14 protein-coding genes and 1 tRNA gene are annotated in these 12,708 nt (G+C 73.6%); 5 read left to right on the forward strand and 10 right to left on the reverse strand.

The genetic code is table 11. The annotated features are described in order from the left end of the window. Positions 1-28 precede the first annotated feature (28 nt). On the forward strand, positions 29-2,536 hold the full coding sequence (locus ACFYU9_RS09025; protein WP_389344142.1) for a phosphoribosyltransferase: 2,508 nt from the start codon (positions 29-31) through the stop codon (positions 2,534-2,536). Continuing rightward, positions 2,533-3,429, forward strand: a complete 897-nt coding sequence (locus tag ACFYU9_RS09030) for an HAD family hydrolase (protein ID WP_389343781.1) — start codon at positions 2,533-2,535, stop codon at positions 3,427-3,429. Before ACFYU9_RS09025 ends, ACFYU9_RS09030 begins: the two co-directional genes overlap by 4 nt. Here ACFYU9_RS09030 and ACFYU9_RS09035 read toward each other — a convergent pair. Beyond that, the gene (locus ACFYU9_RS09035; protein ID WP_389343784.1) at positions 3,392-4,024 is read right to left on the reverse strand and encodes a DedA family protein; all 633 of its coding nucleotides are present in this window, start codon (positions 4,022-4,024) and stop codon (positions 3,392-3,394) included. The two genes, ACFYU9_RS09030 and ACFYU9_RS09035, sit on opposite strands and share 38 nt — an antisense overlap. A 109-nt stretch (positions 4,025-4,133) precedes the next feature. Here ACFYU9_RS09035 and ACFYU9_RS09040 point away from each other — a divergent pair, with 109 nt between their 5' ends. Both ACFYU9_RS09040 and ACFYU9_RS09045 read left to right on the forward strand, forming a co-directional pair. Continuing rightward, on the forward strand, positions 4,134-5,681 hold the full coding sequence (locus ACFYU9_RS09040; RefSeq protein WP_389343787.1) for a histidine kinase: 1,548 nt from the start codon (positions 4,134-4,136) through the stop codon (positions 5,679-5,681). Next, entirely contained in the window at positions 5,672-6,334 is a 663-nt protein-coding gene (locus ACFYU9_RS09045; RefSeq protein WP_389343790.1) for a response regulator, read from the forward strand. The genes ACFYU9_RS09040 and ACFYU9_RS09045 overlap by 10 nt, the downstream gene beginning before the upstream one ends. Before the next feature lie 163 nt (positions 6,335-6,497). Here the strand turns inward: ACFYU9_RS09045 and ACFYU9_RS09050 are convergent, their stop codons facing one another. Both ACFYU9_RS09050 and ACFYU9_RS09055 read right to left on the reverse strand, forming a co-directional pair. Further along, positions 6,498-6,713 (reverse strand): zinc ribbon domain-containing protein, encoded by a 216-nt coding sequence (locus ACFYU9_RS09050; protein WP_389205751.1) that lies wholly within the window; start codon positions 6,711-6,713, stop codon positions 6,498-6,500. Positions 6,714-6,736: 23 nt separating this feature from the next. After that, entirely contained in the window at positions 6,737-8,008 is a 1,272-nt protein-coding gene (locus ACFYU9_RS09055) for a hypothetical protein (protein WP_389344144.1), read from the reverse strand. Positions 8,009-8,268: 260 nt separating this feature from the next. Between ACFYU9_RS09055 and ACFYU9_RS09060 the strand changes: the two genes are divergently transcribed. Next, a tRNA-Val gene (locus ACFYU9_RS09060) sits at positions 8,269-8,343 on the forward strand. 100 nt (positions 8,344-8,443) lie between these two features. Here ACFYU9_RS09060 and ACFYU9_RS09065 read toward each other — a convergent pair. The 7 genes from ACFYU9_RS09065 to ACFYU9_RS09095 form a co-directional block, all read right to left on the reverse strand. Beyond that, positions 8,444-9,580: a tyrosine-type recombinase/integrase gene (locus ACFYU9_RS09065; RefSeq protein WP_389343793.1), complete on the reverse strand. Its 1,137-nt coding sequence runs from the start codon at positions 9,578-9,580 to the stop codon at positions 8,444-8,446. After that, the gene (locus tag ACFYU9_RS09070) at positions 9,580-9,789 is read right to left on the reverse strand and encodes an excisionase family DNA-binding protein (protein ID WP_389343796.1); all 210 of its coding nucleotides are present in this window, start codon (positions 9,787-9,789) and stop codon (positions 9,580-9,582) included. The genes ACFYU9_RS09065 and ACFYU9_RS09070 overlap by 1 nt, the downstream gene beginning before the upstream one ends. After that, complete coding sequence (gene repSA, locus ACFYU9_RS09075; RefSeq protein WP_389343799.1) at positions 9,786-11,183, reverse strand: replication initiator protein RepSA; 1,398 nt, start codon at positions 11,181-11,183, stop codon at positions 9,786-9,788. The genes ACFYU9_RS09070 and repSA overlap by 4 nt, the downstream gene beginning before the upstream one ends. 88 nt (positions 11,184-11,271) lie before the next feature. Beyond that, positions 11,272-11,616, reverse strand: coding sequence for a SpdD-like protein (locus tag ACFYU9_RS09080; protein WP_389343802.1), 345 nt, complete (start codon positions 11,614-11,616; stop codon positions 11,272-11,274). An 11-nt stretch (positions 11,617-11,627) separates the two neighbouring features. After that, positions 11,628-11,786, reverse strand: coding sequence for a hypothetical protein (locus ACFYU9_RS09085; protein WP_389343805.1), 159 nt, complete (start codon positions 11,784-11,786; stop codon positions 11,628-11,630). A gap of 29 nt (positions 11,787-11,815) precedes the next feature. Continuing rightward, positions 11,816-12,007 (reverse strand): mobile element transfer protein, encoded by a 192-nt coding sequence (locus ACFYU9_RS09090; protein WP_389343808.1) that lies wholly within the window; start codon positions 12,005-12,007, stop codon positions 11,816-11,818. Between the two features lie 14 nt (positions 12,008-12,021). Next, the gene (locus tag ACFYU9_RS09095) at positions 12,022-12,651 is read right to left on the reverse strand and encodes a DUF2637 domain-containing protein (RefSeq protein ID WP_389343811.1); all 630 of its coding nucleotides are present in this window, start codon (positions 12,649-12,651) and stop codon (positions 12,022-12,024) included. Positions 12,652-12,708: the final 57 nt, after the last annotated feature.

Below are 12,708 nucleotides of genomic sequence, written 5' to 3' on the forward strand. Positions count from 1 at the left end.
GGTCGCGGAGCGACTGGGCGTCGAACTGATGGGCGACGAGCGGCTGCCCGACCTGCTGGGCCTCGCCCTGCGCCGCAACCCCAAGCGGGCACACCTGCTCGTCTCCAACGTCCTCGGCAAGCACGTGCCGCAGCGGCCCTCCGTGGTCCGCGCCGCCGGCCACGACCTGGGCGTACGGGTCCGCAGCCTGCTCGGCGACACCGAGGCCGCCCGCGCCGTCGTCCTCGGCTACGCGGAGACCGCCACCGGCCTCGGCCACAGCGTCGCCGACGGCCTCGCCCTCGCCCCCTACCTGCACTCCACCCGCCGCCCCGTCCCCGGCATCGCCCCCGCCGGCGGCTTCGAGGAGTCCCACTCCCACGCCACCTCCCACCTCCTCCTCCCCGAGGACCCGACTCTCCTCACCGCTCCCGGCCCGCTCGTCCTCGTCGACGACGAGTTCTCCACCGGCAACACCGTCCTCAACACCATCCGCGCCCTCCACGCCCGCTACCCGCGCGAGCGCTACGTGATCGTGGCCCTCGTCGACATGCGAGGCCCGGCCGACCGCGCCCGCCTGACGGACTTCGCACGCGAGCTGGGCGCCCAGGTCGACCTGATCACCCTGGCGGCGGGCACGGTCGCCCTGCCGGACGGCGTCCTGGCGAAGGGCCAGGAGCTGGTGGCGAGGTACGAGAGGGGCCTGGGGGAGACGCCGGGCGCCCCGCCCGTATCCGCTCCCGACTTCACGCCTGCCCCCGTCCCCACCTCCACCCCCGTCCGGGTCGACCTCGCCTGGCCCGGTGGCGTACCCGACGGTGGGCGGCACGGCTTCACGCCCGGGCACCGGGACCGCCTGGAGGCGGCGCTGCCCGGGATGGCGGCGCGGATCGCCGAGGCGCTGCCCGGCGGCGCGGGGCCGGACGGGCCGGGCGGGCGCGTCCTCGTGCTCGGCTTCGAGGAGCTGATGTACGCGCCGCTGCGGCTCGCCGGCGAGCTGGAGGCGGCCGGGCACGACGTGCGGTACTCGACCACCACCCGCTCGCCCGTGCTCGCCGTCGACGATCCCGGGTACGCGATACGGACCCGGCTCGTCTTCCCCGCGCACGACGCGCCCGCCGACGGGCCGGGCGAGCGGTACGCGTACAACGTCGCCGGCAGCGGCTTCGACGCGGTCGTGGCCGTCGTCGACTCCGTCGCCGACACGCCCGAACTGCACGCCGCGGACGGGCTGCTCGCGCAGCTGGCCGCCCACGTCCCGCACGTCGTCCTCGCCGTCGTGCCCTCCCACGCACCCCAGCCCCGGACTCCCGGCGCTCCCGGCGCCCACGAAGCTCCCGGCGCCCACGAAGCCCACGAAGCCCACGAAGCCCACGAAGCCCCCGAAGCTCCTGGAAGGAGCTCCATGCCGCCCGTGCTGCCCGAACCCCTGCGCGGCCCCGCGTTCTCCTCGTACGCGCCGGAGGAGGTGGGGTGGCTGCTCCAGGACCTCTCGGACGCGCACCTCGAGGCGCCGACCGAGGAGCGCGAGGAGGCGATCCAGAGCGGCGGGGCGCACTACGCGGAGTCGCTGCCGGTGGAGTACCAGCCGAGCGCGGCGTACCAGGAGCTGTTCCACAGCGCGCTCGACGCCTCGGCGTCCCGGATCGCCCGGGCCGTCGGCACGGTCACGGAGACCGTGCTCGCCGAGCGGTCGCCGCGCCCGGTCCTGGTGTCGCTGGCCCGGGCCGGGACGCCCGTCGGCGTGCTGATGCGCCGCTGGGCGCGGCACCGGCACGGCCTCGATCTGCCGCACTACGCGGTGTCGATCGTGCGCGGCCGCGGCATCGACGCCAACGCGCTGCGCTGGCTGGCCGAGCACCACGACCCGGCCGACGTCGTGTTCGTCGACGGCTGGACCGGCAAGGGCGCCATCACCCGCGAACTGGCCGAGGCCGTACGGGAGTTCCCCGGATTCGACCCGGAGATCGCGGTGCTCGCCGACCCCGGATCCTGCGTCCGCACCTACGGCACCCGCGAGGACTTCCTCATCCCCTCCGCCTGCCTCAACTCCACCGTCTCCGGCCTGATATCGCGCACCGTCCTGCGCGCCGACCTGGTCGGCCCGCACGACTTCCACGGCGCGAAGTTCTACCGCGAACTGGCCGGCGCCGACGTCTCCGGCGCCTTCCTCGACGCCGTCGCCGACCGCTTCGACGAGGTCGGGGCGGCCGTCGACGCCGACGTGAAGGAGCTGCTCGCCGCCGACCGCACGCCCACCTGGGAAGGCTGGGCGGCCGTCGAGCGGATCAGCGAGGAGTACGGCATCCACGACGTCAATCTGGTCAAGCCGGGCGTCGGCGAGACCACCCGGGTGCTGCTGCGCCGCGTGCCGTGGAAGATCCTGGCCAAGCGGGGCGCGGGCGCCGACCTGGCGCACGTACGGCTGCTCGCCGAGCAGCGCGGCGTACCGGTCGAGGAGGTCGACGAACTGCCGTACAGCTGCGTCGGGTTGATCCACCCCCGGTACACGCGCGGAGCGACCGGCGCCGACGGCAAGGCGGTGGGGTCGAAGTGAACACGGCCACCCCCACCGTCCTGGTCGCCAGCGACCTCGACCGCACCCTCATCTACTCCGCCGCGGCCCTCGCCCTCGGCATGCCCGACCCGCAGGCCCCGCGCCTGCTCTGCGTCGAGGTCCACGAGGCCAAGCCGCTCTCGTACGTCACCGAGCACGCCGCCGCCCAGCTGCGCGCACTCGCCGCCGAGACCGTCTTCGTGCCGACCACCACCCGCACCCGCAAGCAGTACCAGCGCATCCGCCTCCTCGGCGACGCCGGCACCCCGGCCCCGCGGTACGCGATCTGCGCCAACGGCGGCCACCTCCTCGTCGACGGCGTCTCCGACCCGGACTGGCACGCCGAGGTGCTCCGCCGGGTCGACGCCGCCTGCGCCCCGCTCGCCGAGGTCCGCGCCCACCTGGCCGCCACCACCGACCCGTCCTGGGTACGCAAGCACCGCGTCGCCGAGGACCTGTTCGCCTATCTCGTCGTCGAGCGCGACCGGCTCCCGGAGGAGTGGCTGGCCGGCTTCACCGCGTGGGCGGACGAGCGCGGCTGGACGGTCTCGCTCCAGGGCCGGAAGGTGTACGCGGTGCCGAAGCCGCTCACCAAGAGCGCGGCCATGCGCGAGGTCGCCCGCCGCACCGGCGCCACCCTCACCCTCGCCGCCGGCGACTCCCTCCTCGACGCCGACCTGCTCCTCGCCGCCGACCGCGCCTGGCGCCCCGGCCACGGCGAACTCGCCGAGACCGACTGGACCGCACCGCACGTGGAGGCGCTGCCCGAGCGGGGCGTGGCGGCGGGCGAGGAGATCCTCCGCCGCCTCCGGGCGGCCGCGCGCGACCACACCCGGTCCCGGTCCCGGTCCCGGCTCAACGGCGAGCCCGGCGCGCTCCCGGACCCGGCCTGAGCGCCCGTACGACCCGGACGGCGACGAAGCACGCCACCGCGGCGAGCGCCAGGAGGAGCACGGCCGTCGAGTAGACCGAGACGTACTCCGTGACCTCCTCCCAGTTCTCGCCGAGGAGGTACCCGGCGAGCACGAAGATCGTGTTCCACAGCGCGCTGCCCAGCGTGGTGAGGGCCAGGAAGACGGGCAGCCGCATCCGCTCGACCCCGGCCGGCACCGAGATCAGGCTGCGGAAGATCGGCACCATCCGGCCGAGCAGCACCGCCTTCGTGCCGTGCCGGGCGAACCACTCCTCGGTCCGCTCGATGTCCGCGACCTTCACCAGCGGCAGCCGCGCGGCGACGGCGAGCACCCGCTCCCGCCCGAACAGCGCCCCCGCCCCGTAGAGCGCGAGCGCGCCGACCGCCGACCCGGCCGTGGTCCACAGCAGCGCGGCGAGCAGGTTCATCCGCCCCGAGGAGGCGGCGAACCCGGCGAGCGGCAGGATGACCTCGCTCGGGATGGGCGGAAAGAGGTTCTCCAGGGCGACGGCGATCCCCGCACCGGGCGCGCCGAGGGTGTCCATGAGGCTGTTGATCCAGGTTTCCATGCTCATGACGTCGACGCTATGAACGGGCGCGGCGCGGGGGACTGCTGCGGGCCGCAGGGAATGGTGTGGTTTTCCGCAGGGTGCGACGGGCGGGGTCCCGCTAGCGTGGCTGATCATGAAGGGGTTCGGGGGGACGGGGACGACGATGCCTGGCCGGTCGGCGCCGCGGCGCGCGGCAGGGCTCGCGCTCGGGGCCCTGTTCGTGGTTCTGGAGGCGGTGGCCGGGCTGCTCCTGCTGCCGCTCACGCTCCGGCCGGGCGGCCGGCGCGCGGCGGCCGGGGCGGTCGACCGGGTCGTACGGGCGGAGCGGTGGCGGCTCGACCGCCTCCTCGGCGCAAGGGTGCCGCCGTACGCGCCCCATGCACCTCACGCGCATCGCACACTCAGCGAGCCGTCTCGCGAGCCGCGGGTACCCAACGAGCCGTCTCGCGAGCCGCGCGTACCCCGCGAGCCGCGCGTACCCCACGAGCTGCCGCGCCCGCCGCACGGGACCCCCGAGGCCTCCGACCTGCCCCATGCAACTCCCGAGCCCTCCCACCCGCCCCACCCGGCCCCCGAGCCCTCCCACCTACCCCACTCGGCGTCACATGAGCCGCCCCACCTGCCCCACTCGGCGTCACATGAGCCGCCCCACCTGCCGCACGCGGCCCCCGAGGCCTCCCACCTGCACGACTCGGGCTCACATGAGCCGCTCCACCATCCCCACTCGGCGCCCCACGCGGCGCCACCTCGCCTACCCCACTCCGCGCCATACCAGCCGTCCCACCCGCGCTCCCTCCTCTACCTCCTCTCCCGCTGGCCGATCGGCATCCTCGGCGGAGTCGTCCTCGGGTGCGCGGCGACCGGCCTCGCGTATGCCGTCTTCGCGCTCGCAGGCTGGCTCCTCGTCGACATCAGGCAACCGCTGCCGGTCGTCCTCGGCGGCCTGGGCGGGCTGCTCCTGCTCTTCCTCGCCGTCCAGGGCCTCGGCCAAGTGGCACGGATGGAGGCCGAGTTGGCTATGCGGATGCTGGGGCCGAGTCAGGCGGACGCACTGGAGGCCCGGATCGCCCAACTCGCCGCGAGCCGGGCCGAGATCATGGACGTCGTCCACGAGGAACGCCGCCGCATCGAGCGCGACCTCCACGACGGGGTTCAGCAGCGGCTCGTCGCCCTCGGCATGCTCATCGGCCGCGCCCGCCGCGGCCAGGACCCCGAGCGCGCGGCCGAACTGCTGCGCCAGGCACACGAGGAGAGCCGGCGGGCGCTCGACGAACTGCGCGAGGTGGCCTGGCGGGTGCACCCGGCGATCCTGGACCAGGCCGGTCTGCGCACCGCCCTGGAGGCGGTGGCGGAGCGCAGTCCGCTGCCGGTGCGCATCGGATACGCGGTGCCGGGGGCGCTGCCCAGGGCCGTGGAGGCCGCCGCGTACTTCGTGGTCGCGGAGGCGGTGACGAACGTCGTGAAGCACGCGGGGGCGAGCACGGTCGACGTACAAGTGACGGAGGAGGACGGAGTGTTGGACGTACGGGTACGGGACGACGGAGCGGGCGGCGCGGACGCGGCCCGGGGCAGTGGCCTCGCGGGCCTGGCGAGCCGGGTGGCGGCGCTCGACGGGCGGTTCAGGGTGGAAAGCCCGGCAGGCGGGCCGACGGTGATCGGGGCGGTGCTGCCGTGCGCGTGATGCTGGCCGAGGACTCGACGCTGCTGCGGGAGGGGCTCGTACGGCTGCTGGCGGAGGAGGGGCACGAGGTACGGGCCGCCGTCGGCACCGGCGTCGAACTCCTCGCGGCCGTGGCGGCCGACCCGCCGGACGTGGTCGTCGCCGACGTGCGCATGCCGCCCACCCACACCGACGAGGGCCTGCGCGCGGCCCTGGAGATCCGGGCCCGGTGGCCGGAGGTGGGCGTGCTGGTGCTCTCGCAGTACGTGGAGAAGCGGTACGCGACGGAGCTGCTGACGGGCGGAGCGGACCGGACCGACGGGGCCGGCGTGGGCTATCTGCTGAAGGACCGGGTGGCACAGGTCGACGAGTTCCTGGACGCCCTGGACCGGGTGGGGGAGGGGCGCACGGCCTTCGACCCGGAGGTCGTACGCCGTCTGCTGGCCCGTTCCTCCCACACCGATCCACTGGCCCGGCTCACCCCGCGCGAGCGCGAGGTCCTTGCGGCGATGGCGCAGGGCCACACGAACGCGACGGTGGCGGCGCGGCTCCATGTGTCGCGGAGCGCGGTGGAGAAACACATCAACGCGATCTTCGACAAGCTGGAACTGACGGGCCGGAGCGAGGGCTACAGCAAGCGGGTACTGGCGGTGCTGAGATACCTGGACAGCTAGGTCAGGCGGCATGGCCCGGCGCCGGGCCCAGTTCGGACCGGCCACCGGGCGGCCGGGCGGAGTGGCCCGGCGCCGGGCCCGCTGCCGGAGCCCGCTTCCGGACACCCGGCGGACCAGCCGCAGCTATCGGCAGCTAGCCGCAACTACCAGCAGCTCACCGCAACTATCCGCAGCACCCACCGCCACAGCACCCGCCACCGCCACCGCCGCCACCACTGGGGGCGGGGGACTTGCTGCCGCCCACGGCGACGGCCGAGAGCAGCTTGACGGTGTCGTCGTGCCCGGCGGGGCAGGCGGCGGGGGCGGAGGACTCGGCCATGGGACGGCTGAGCTCGAAGGTGTCGCCGCAGGTCCGGCAGCGGTACTCGTAACGAGGCATGGCGACAGGTTACGGCGTGCCGGTCAGTGCGTGGCGCGCTCCTCGCGGATCTGTTCGACGACGCGGGCGGCGGTGGCGCGGATGGCCTCCAGCTCGGTGAGGAAGGCCCAGTAATCGGGGTGCCGGCCGCTGTCGAGCATGCCGACGGCCCGGTCGATGCGGGCGACGGCCGCGTCGAGGGGGCCGGCGTGCCGGGGGTCGGGGGTGGTGCGGCCGGACATGGCGAGACGCTGGGCGTCGCGGACGGCGAAGCGGGTGCGCTCGATTTCGTCGTGGGGGTCCTTGGCGACCGCGTTCAGCCGGCGCAGCCGCTCGCCGGCGGCGGCGACACCCTCGTCGGCGGTGTTGAGGAGGGCGCGGACGGTGGAGAGGAGCGAGGTGGCGTCGGGCCAGCGCTGCTCGTCGCGGGCCTTCGTCGCCTCGGCGAGGCGTTCCTCGGCCTGCCGGGCGGCGGTGCCGGCCTGCTCGGGCACGTGCTGGAGGTCCTGCCAGCAGGCGGCGGAGAAGCGGCGGCGCAGCTCGGACAGGACGGGTTCGACGCCGGCGGCGCGGGTGGCGAGGGCCTGGGCGCGGGTACGGAGGGACACCAGGCGTTTGTCGATCTCGGCGGCCCGCTCCGGCACCTGCTCGGCCTCGGCCCGCACGGCCTCGGCCTCGCGCAGCACCTGGTCGGCGCGCTGCAGGGTCTCGGTCACACCGTGCCGGCCGGCGCCCTCGTTGAGCCGGGTGAGCTCGGGGCCGAGCCGGGCGAGCCGGAGGGCGAGGTCGTCGGCGCGGAAGCCGCCCTCCCGTACCGCGTCGAGGGCGTCGCTCGCGCCGCGGAGCGCCTGCCGCGCCCGCTCGACGGCGGGGGCGAGCCGGGCCAGCTGGGTCTCGGCGCGGCCGAGCAGCGGCGCGAGCCCCTGCTCGAAGCGGTCGAGCTCGCCCTTGACCCGTACCAGCTCGTCCCTGGCCTTCTCCAGATCCGCCCGGGCGCGCCCGGCGGCGGCCGCGTCCAGCTCGTCGCGGTCCAGGTCATGGGTGTCGACGGCGGTGATGTACCCGCCGCTGACCTCGTCGATCCGCCGACCGAGCGCCGCGAAGCCGTCGAGCGCGCGGCGGGCGTCCGCGGAGTCGTCGACGGCGGTGATCGTCTCGATCGAGATGCGCAGCCCCCGCTGGGCGGTGTCGAGCTCGTAGAACGCGGCCGCCGCGGCATCCTTCGCCGCCTGCGCCGCCGCCCGCCGGCCCTCGTCCCGCCCCCCGAACCAACGCCGCCCGCCGCCCCCGCCCCCGGCGAAGGCATGCGGCACCATCGCGGCCACGACCAGCGGCAACACGACGGCCAGCCCGAACACCCCGGAGTTCCCGCGCGTCGCCCTGCCCCTGCCCTCGGTCGCCGCCACGTTCCCTCTCCCGCGCTCTCTGAGCCGCCCTGTCCGGACCGCTACATTCTCCCACCCACCCTGGACGAACACACGACCCCATCGGTTGCCCCAGCCGCCCCCGTACCACCCCCCCCTATCGGTTTGCGGTACCCACCGGTACGCCATGTACGCTGTTGCTTCACTTCCACGGGTGCGTAGCTCAGGGGTAGAGCGCTGCTCTTACAAAGCAGATGTCGGCGGTTCGAAACCGTCCGCGCCCACCAGCAGGTAGATAGACAAAGGCCCAGGTCACCGGTACTGAACCGGGAACCTGGGCCTTGTCCGTTCCCTGGCCGCAGGGGCGGGGGAGAGGCGTCGTGCCAGTTACGTGCCAGATGCCTCGCCGGGCTCCGTCGGCCGGACCTTCCTGATCTGCTCGTCGACGTGGGCGGCGATGGTGTGGTCACGCCCGTTCACCAGGTGTTGATAGATCAGCGCGGCCCGCACCGACGAGTGCCCCATCCGCTGCATGAGCTCACGCGTCGTGGCGCCGCCGGTCGCGGCGAGGGTGTTCCCGGTGTGGCGCAGATCGTGGAAGTGGACGTCGCGGAGGCCGGTGTCCTTCAGGGCCCGCAGCCACAGTCGGCGGAAGTTGTTCCGCCGCAGCTCCCCGCCGCGGGCTCCGGTGAAGACCAGCCCGGTCCGACCCGGCTCGGCGTAGACGGCGAGATGAGTGGCCAGGCTCTCCGCCAGCGAGTCCGGGAAGGCGACGGTGCGCACACCGGCCGCGCTCTTGGGCGTCTTGACCACGATGCCGTCGGTACGCGTCTCGGCCAGAGAACGCCGTACGGCGACGGTCCGTCGGTCGAGGTCGATGTCATGGCGCTGAAGCGCGGCAAGCTCTCCGAAGCGGAGCCCGGTGAAGGCTGCCAGCAGGATGAACACCCGGAAGCGCGCCGGCACGGCGTCCGCGAGCTGGAAGACCTCGGTGACATCGAGGAACGGCCGCTCAGCCGTCTTGGCCGCTCCGGCGCCCTTGATGCGGCAGGGGTTGCGCTGGATCAGCTCGTCGTCGACCGCGGTGTTCATGATGGCTCGGAGGATCTGGTACGCCTTGGCGACCGTCGGCTCACCGACACCCGACTCCAGGAGGCCGGCACGCCAACGGCGGATCTGGGGCGTGGTGATCTCACTCAGGACCACGTCCGCGAAGGTCGGCAGGATGTGGAGCCGCAGCGCGCTGCCGTTGCGTTCGCGAGTGGTGGCCGCGTAGTCGCGTTCCTTGAACCAGGCGTCGGCGTACACCCCGAACAGAACCTTGTCGTCCGGGTTCTTCCACTTGCCGTCGAGGATCTCCGCTTCCTTGCGGACGAGCCACCGATCGGCATCGGTCTGCGAGGCGAATGTCTCGGGAGCCGATCGCGTTATCCCGTCGGGCCCCTGATAGCGAGCCTGGAACCGTCCGGAGGGCAGCTTGCGCACCGCACCGAAGCGGCGACGCTTGCCTTTGCTGTTCGCCATCAGGCCACCGCCGCGAATCGTCGACGAGTGGTGATCGGCTGGACGGTGTGGGCGGCGACGAATTCCTCCAAGGCCCGCTCAGGAATGCGGACATGCCGGCCCACCTTGACGAAGACGATCCGGCGCTCGGCGATGAGCCGACGGGGAAACCTCTCGCTGGTGCCGAGGAGTTCGGCGGCCTGGCCCACGGTCAGCAGTCGGCCGGTCATGTGGTTGCTCCTTCCAGGGCGAGTTGGTCGCGTAGGGCTTCGCGGGCGGTTTCGCGGTTGAGCTGGATGTCCCTGGCGATAGAGGCGGCGAGGGCTGCCTCACCGGGGGAGTGGCCCTGACCGACGTAGGACCAGGAGGTGAGGACGAGGACGGTGTCCGGCTCGGTGTCGTCGAGGCCGCGGGCGGTGCGTTCCTGGGCGGCGCGGTAGTCGGCGCGGGTCTGGCGGAGGTTGCCCAGGGTGGTGGAGTACTGGCGGGATTTGGTGGAGAAGTGGCCCCGGAAGCCGAGCATGTGGGCCCAGGCGAGGAGCCGAAGGTCCGGGTAGAGCGGGCCGAGGTCGAAGCAGGCTTCGACGAGGCGACGGGTGTGGGCGGGGACGCCGAGGAGGACCAGGGCCTCACGGTTGCCGACGCGGCGGTCGAGGCTGCCGGTGGTCTCGGCGGCTTTGGTGGCGTACTTGGCGATGTAGGAGGCGACGGCCTGCTCGGTGATGTCGGAGCCGTCACCGAAGGCCTTGACGGGCCGGATGTCGAGCTGCGTGCCCCAGCGGAGGCGACGTAACGGCTGATGGCCAGCGGCGGGGACGGTGACGGTTGTGTACGCGTGGGTGGCGGCGGCCTGGATGGCGTCGGTGAGGCATTCGGTGGTCGCCCACGACGGCGGCGGGGAGTCGGGACCGTCCGGGCCGTCGATGCGGATGACGGCGTGGAAGTGGACGGCGCCGCGCTTCTGGAACTCGGCAACCTTCCCGTACGAGATCCGGGCGACGGCCTTCAGCTCCCTCTGCGAGAGGCCGGCCGTGGCGGCGATCTCCCGGCGGAGGCGGTTCGTGAATCGCTGCCAGAGCTGCCCGGCGTGGTTGTTGAAGAGGACGGCGGCGGCGTAGTCGTACGAGTCGGGGTCGAGCGGCGTGCCGAGGGCGGCGTCGTCCTCGGCGTGGCGGACGCCGCAGCGACAGGGCCGGGTGCCGGGGCGGTTGTGGACCGGGCCAAAGGAGGGGGCGGTGAGGGTGAGGAAGACGCGGGGGTGATCGCGGACGGCGGCGGGGATTTCCCGGGCGCTGTCTCCGGCGAGGCCGGCGCGGATGAGGTGGTACGTGTCGCCCGCGTAGGTCCAGGCGCAGGCGGGGCAGCGGGAGGCCCGGCGGTTGCCGCAGGCGATCCGGAGGCGAGCGCCCGGTTCGGTTTCGGTGGAGTACCGGTGGAGGGTCTCGCCGGTGGTCTTGTCGCGGGTGAGGGTCCAGCCGGTGAGGTGGATGGGGTGGGAGCAGCCTCCGGTGCGGTGGATCTGCTCGCGCCAGCGGTCGAAGCCGGGGGACCCGGCCACCCGGAGCATGTCGCTCAGGGTGGCGGTGTCCAATCCCGCCGACGAGGCGGCCGGAGCGGTCATCATGGGGCGGTTCCTTCTGGTTCTGCGAACTGGGCAGGAGCGGGGCTTCCGGGCGGCGGAGACTTGGCGGTTGAGCTGCCCGGAGGCCCGACTAGCGGTCCCGGTGCTGGCCGTTGAGGAGCGAGCGCAGAACGACGGCGCAGACGGCGACCGACGCCGCGGTGATGGCGACGGCGAGCAGCATGGAGACCAGGACCGCGCCGACGACGAGGACGGCTCCGGCGCCACCGGCGACGGCCACAGCGAGTCCGGCCGGGGTGAGGCGCAGGGCGGAGGACTGCGCCGGGACCGGAGCGGGGGCCGGGGCGTGGTGGTGGTTGCAGACCGCAGCGTGGGCGGTGGGGTGGGGCTCGATGGCGCCGGTGACGGTCGGCTGGACGAGCGGGGTGACGATGCCGGTCGGGAGCGGGTTTACCGGGATGCGCGGCCGGAACATGACGGTTCTCCCTACTTGTTGATCGTGCTGTCGATGAGCGGGGCAAGGACGCTGTCTGCGAGGAGGTAGCCGCCGAGGAGGATCACTGCGACGAGCCACCAGGGCGGGCGGATGAGCTTGATGCCAAGACCGCCGACGACGATCAGGGCGAGCCAGAGCGGGACTTCCATGACGCGGATCTCCTTCGAGGTCTTCGCGGTCAGCGGGGCTTGCAGCGGTGGGTGCGGGCGGCGAGCTGGGCGGCCGAGGAGCTGGAGTACTCCGCGGACCAGCCGCAGCCGTCGGATGCGCACACGGCGGCGTACTTGGTGCGGCCGTGGCGGTCGCGGTGGGTGCCGATGTGCACCGGACCGATCCGCATCACGGAGTGGAAGTGGTCACGAGCGGCCATGAGGAGCTCTCCCTTCAGGCGAGCTGGGCGGCGATGGCGTCGGCCATCAGGGGCGGGACACCGAGGCGAGTGCGCAGGGTGTCGGCGTCGATCGGAGAGCCAGTACGGGTCCGGTGGTCGTCGGCGATCTTGCGGGCGTGGGCAACCAGGGCGGGCGGCACGGCGACGGCGGTTGATTCCGGTACCGGTGTCGGTTCAGGTGTCGGCTCGGGCGCAGGTACCGGATCGACGGACGGCAGCGGCGGTTCGGGAGCGGGCTCGACCGCCGCCACGGAGGGCGAGTGGACGAGGAGGGTGCCGCCGAGGAACGCGAGGGCGGGCCAGCCCGCGACGAGGATGCGCAGCCAGGCGGGTACGTGACCGAGGTCGAGGAGGCCGGCGGTGGCGACGTTCGCGCCGAGCGACGCGGCCAGGGCGACCGTGAACCACGTCCAGGCCGAGCGGGCAGGCACACCGGCGGCCCGCGAGGTCCGCAGCCGGTGCCAGGCGGCGACGAGCAGCAGATCCACGGAGACCGGGTAGGCCCACGCCTTCCAGCCGGTCTGCCCGGCAGCCGCGGCCAGGTCGTGAAGGTGAGCGAAGGACAGGGCGCCGGCGATCACGGCTTGTACGAGGACTGCGTCCGGTCGTCGCATGGGACGCATCGCGGGTCCTCCTTCCGGTTTCGGGCATGGGCGGGGTAGGGACCTGGCGCGAAGCGG

It is taken from the genome of Streptomyces sp. NPDC004327 (genome assembly GCF_042873935.1).
GTDB lineage: Bacteria > Actinomycetota > Actinomycetes > Streptomycetales > Streptomycetaceae > Streptomyces.

Excerpts from the sequence above, each read along its gene's own strand:
- ACFYU9_RS09025 (WP_389344142.1), top strand. The coding sequence starts at position 29 with ATGGGCGACGAGCGGCTGCCCGACCTGCTGGGCCTCGCCCTGCGCCGC.
- ACFYU9_RS09035 (WP_389343784.1), bottom strand. The coding sequence starts at position 4,024 with ATGAGCATGGAAACCTGGATCAACAGCCTCATGGACACCCTCGGCGCG.
- ACFYU9_RS09040 (WP_389343787.1), top strand. The coding sequence starts at position 4,134 with ATGAAGGGGTTCGGGGGGACGGGGACGACGATGCCTGGCCGGTCGGCG.
- ACFYU9_RS09050 (WP_389205751.1), bottom strand. The coding sequence starts at position 6,713 with ATGCCTCGTTACGAGTACCGCTGCCGGACCTGCGGCGACACCTTCGAG.
- ACFYU9_RS09055 (WP_389344144.1), bottom strand. The coding sequence starts at position 8,008 with ATGGTGCCGCATGCCTTCGCCGGGGGCGGGGGCGGCGGGCGGCGTTGG.
- ACFYU9_RS09065 (WP_389343793.1), bottom strand. The coding sequence starts at position 9,580 with ATGGCGAACAGCAAAGGCAAGCGTCGCCGCTTCGGTGCGGTGCGCAAG.
- ACFYU9_RS09070 (WP_389343796.1), bottom strand. The coding sequence starts at position 9,789 with ATGACCGGCCGACTGCTGACCGTGGGCCAGGCCGCCGAACTCCTCGGC.
- repSA (WP_389343799.1), bottom strand. The coding sequence starts at position 11,183 with ATGATGACCGCTCCGGCCGCCTCGTCGGCGGGATTGGACACCGCCACC.
- ACFYU9_RS09080 (WP_389343802.1), bottom strand. The coding sequence starts at position 11,616 with ATGTTCCGGCCGCGCATCCCGGTAAACCCGCTCCCGACCGGCATCGTC.
- ACFYU9_RS09085 (WP_389343805.1), bottom strand. The coding sequence starts at position 11,786 with ATGGAAGTCCCGCTCTGGCTCGCCCTGATCGTCGTCGGCGGTCTTGGC.
- ACFYU9_RS09090 (WP_389343808.1), bottom strand. The coding sequence starts at position 12,007 with ATGGCCGCTCGTGACCACTTCCACTCCGTGATGCGGATCGGTCCGGTG.
- ACFYU9_RS09095 (WP_389343811.1), bottom strand. The coding sequence starts at position 12,651 with ATGCGTCCCATGCGACGACCGGACGCAGTCCTCGTACAAGCCGTGATC.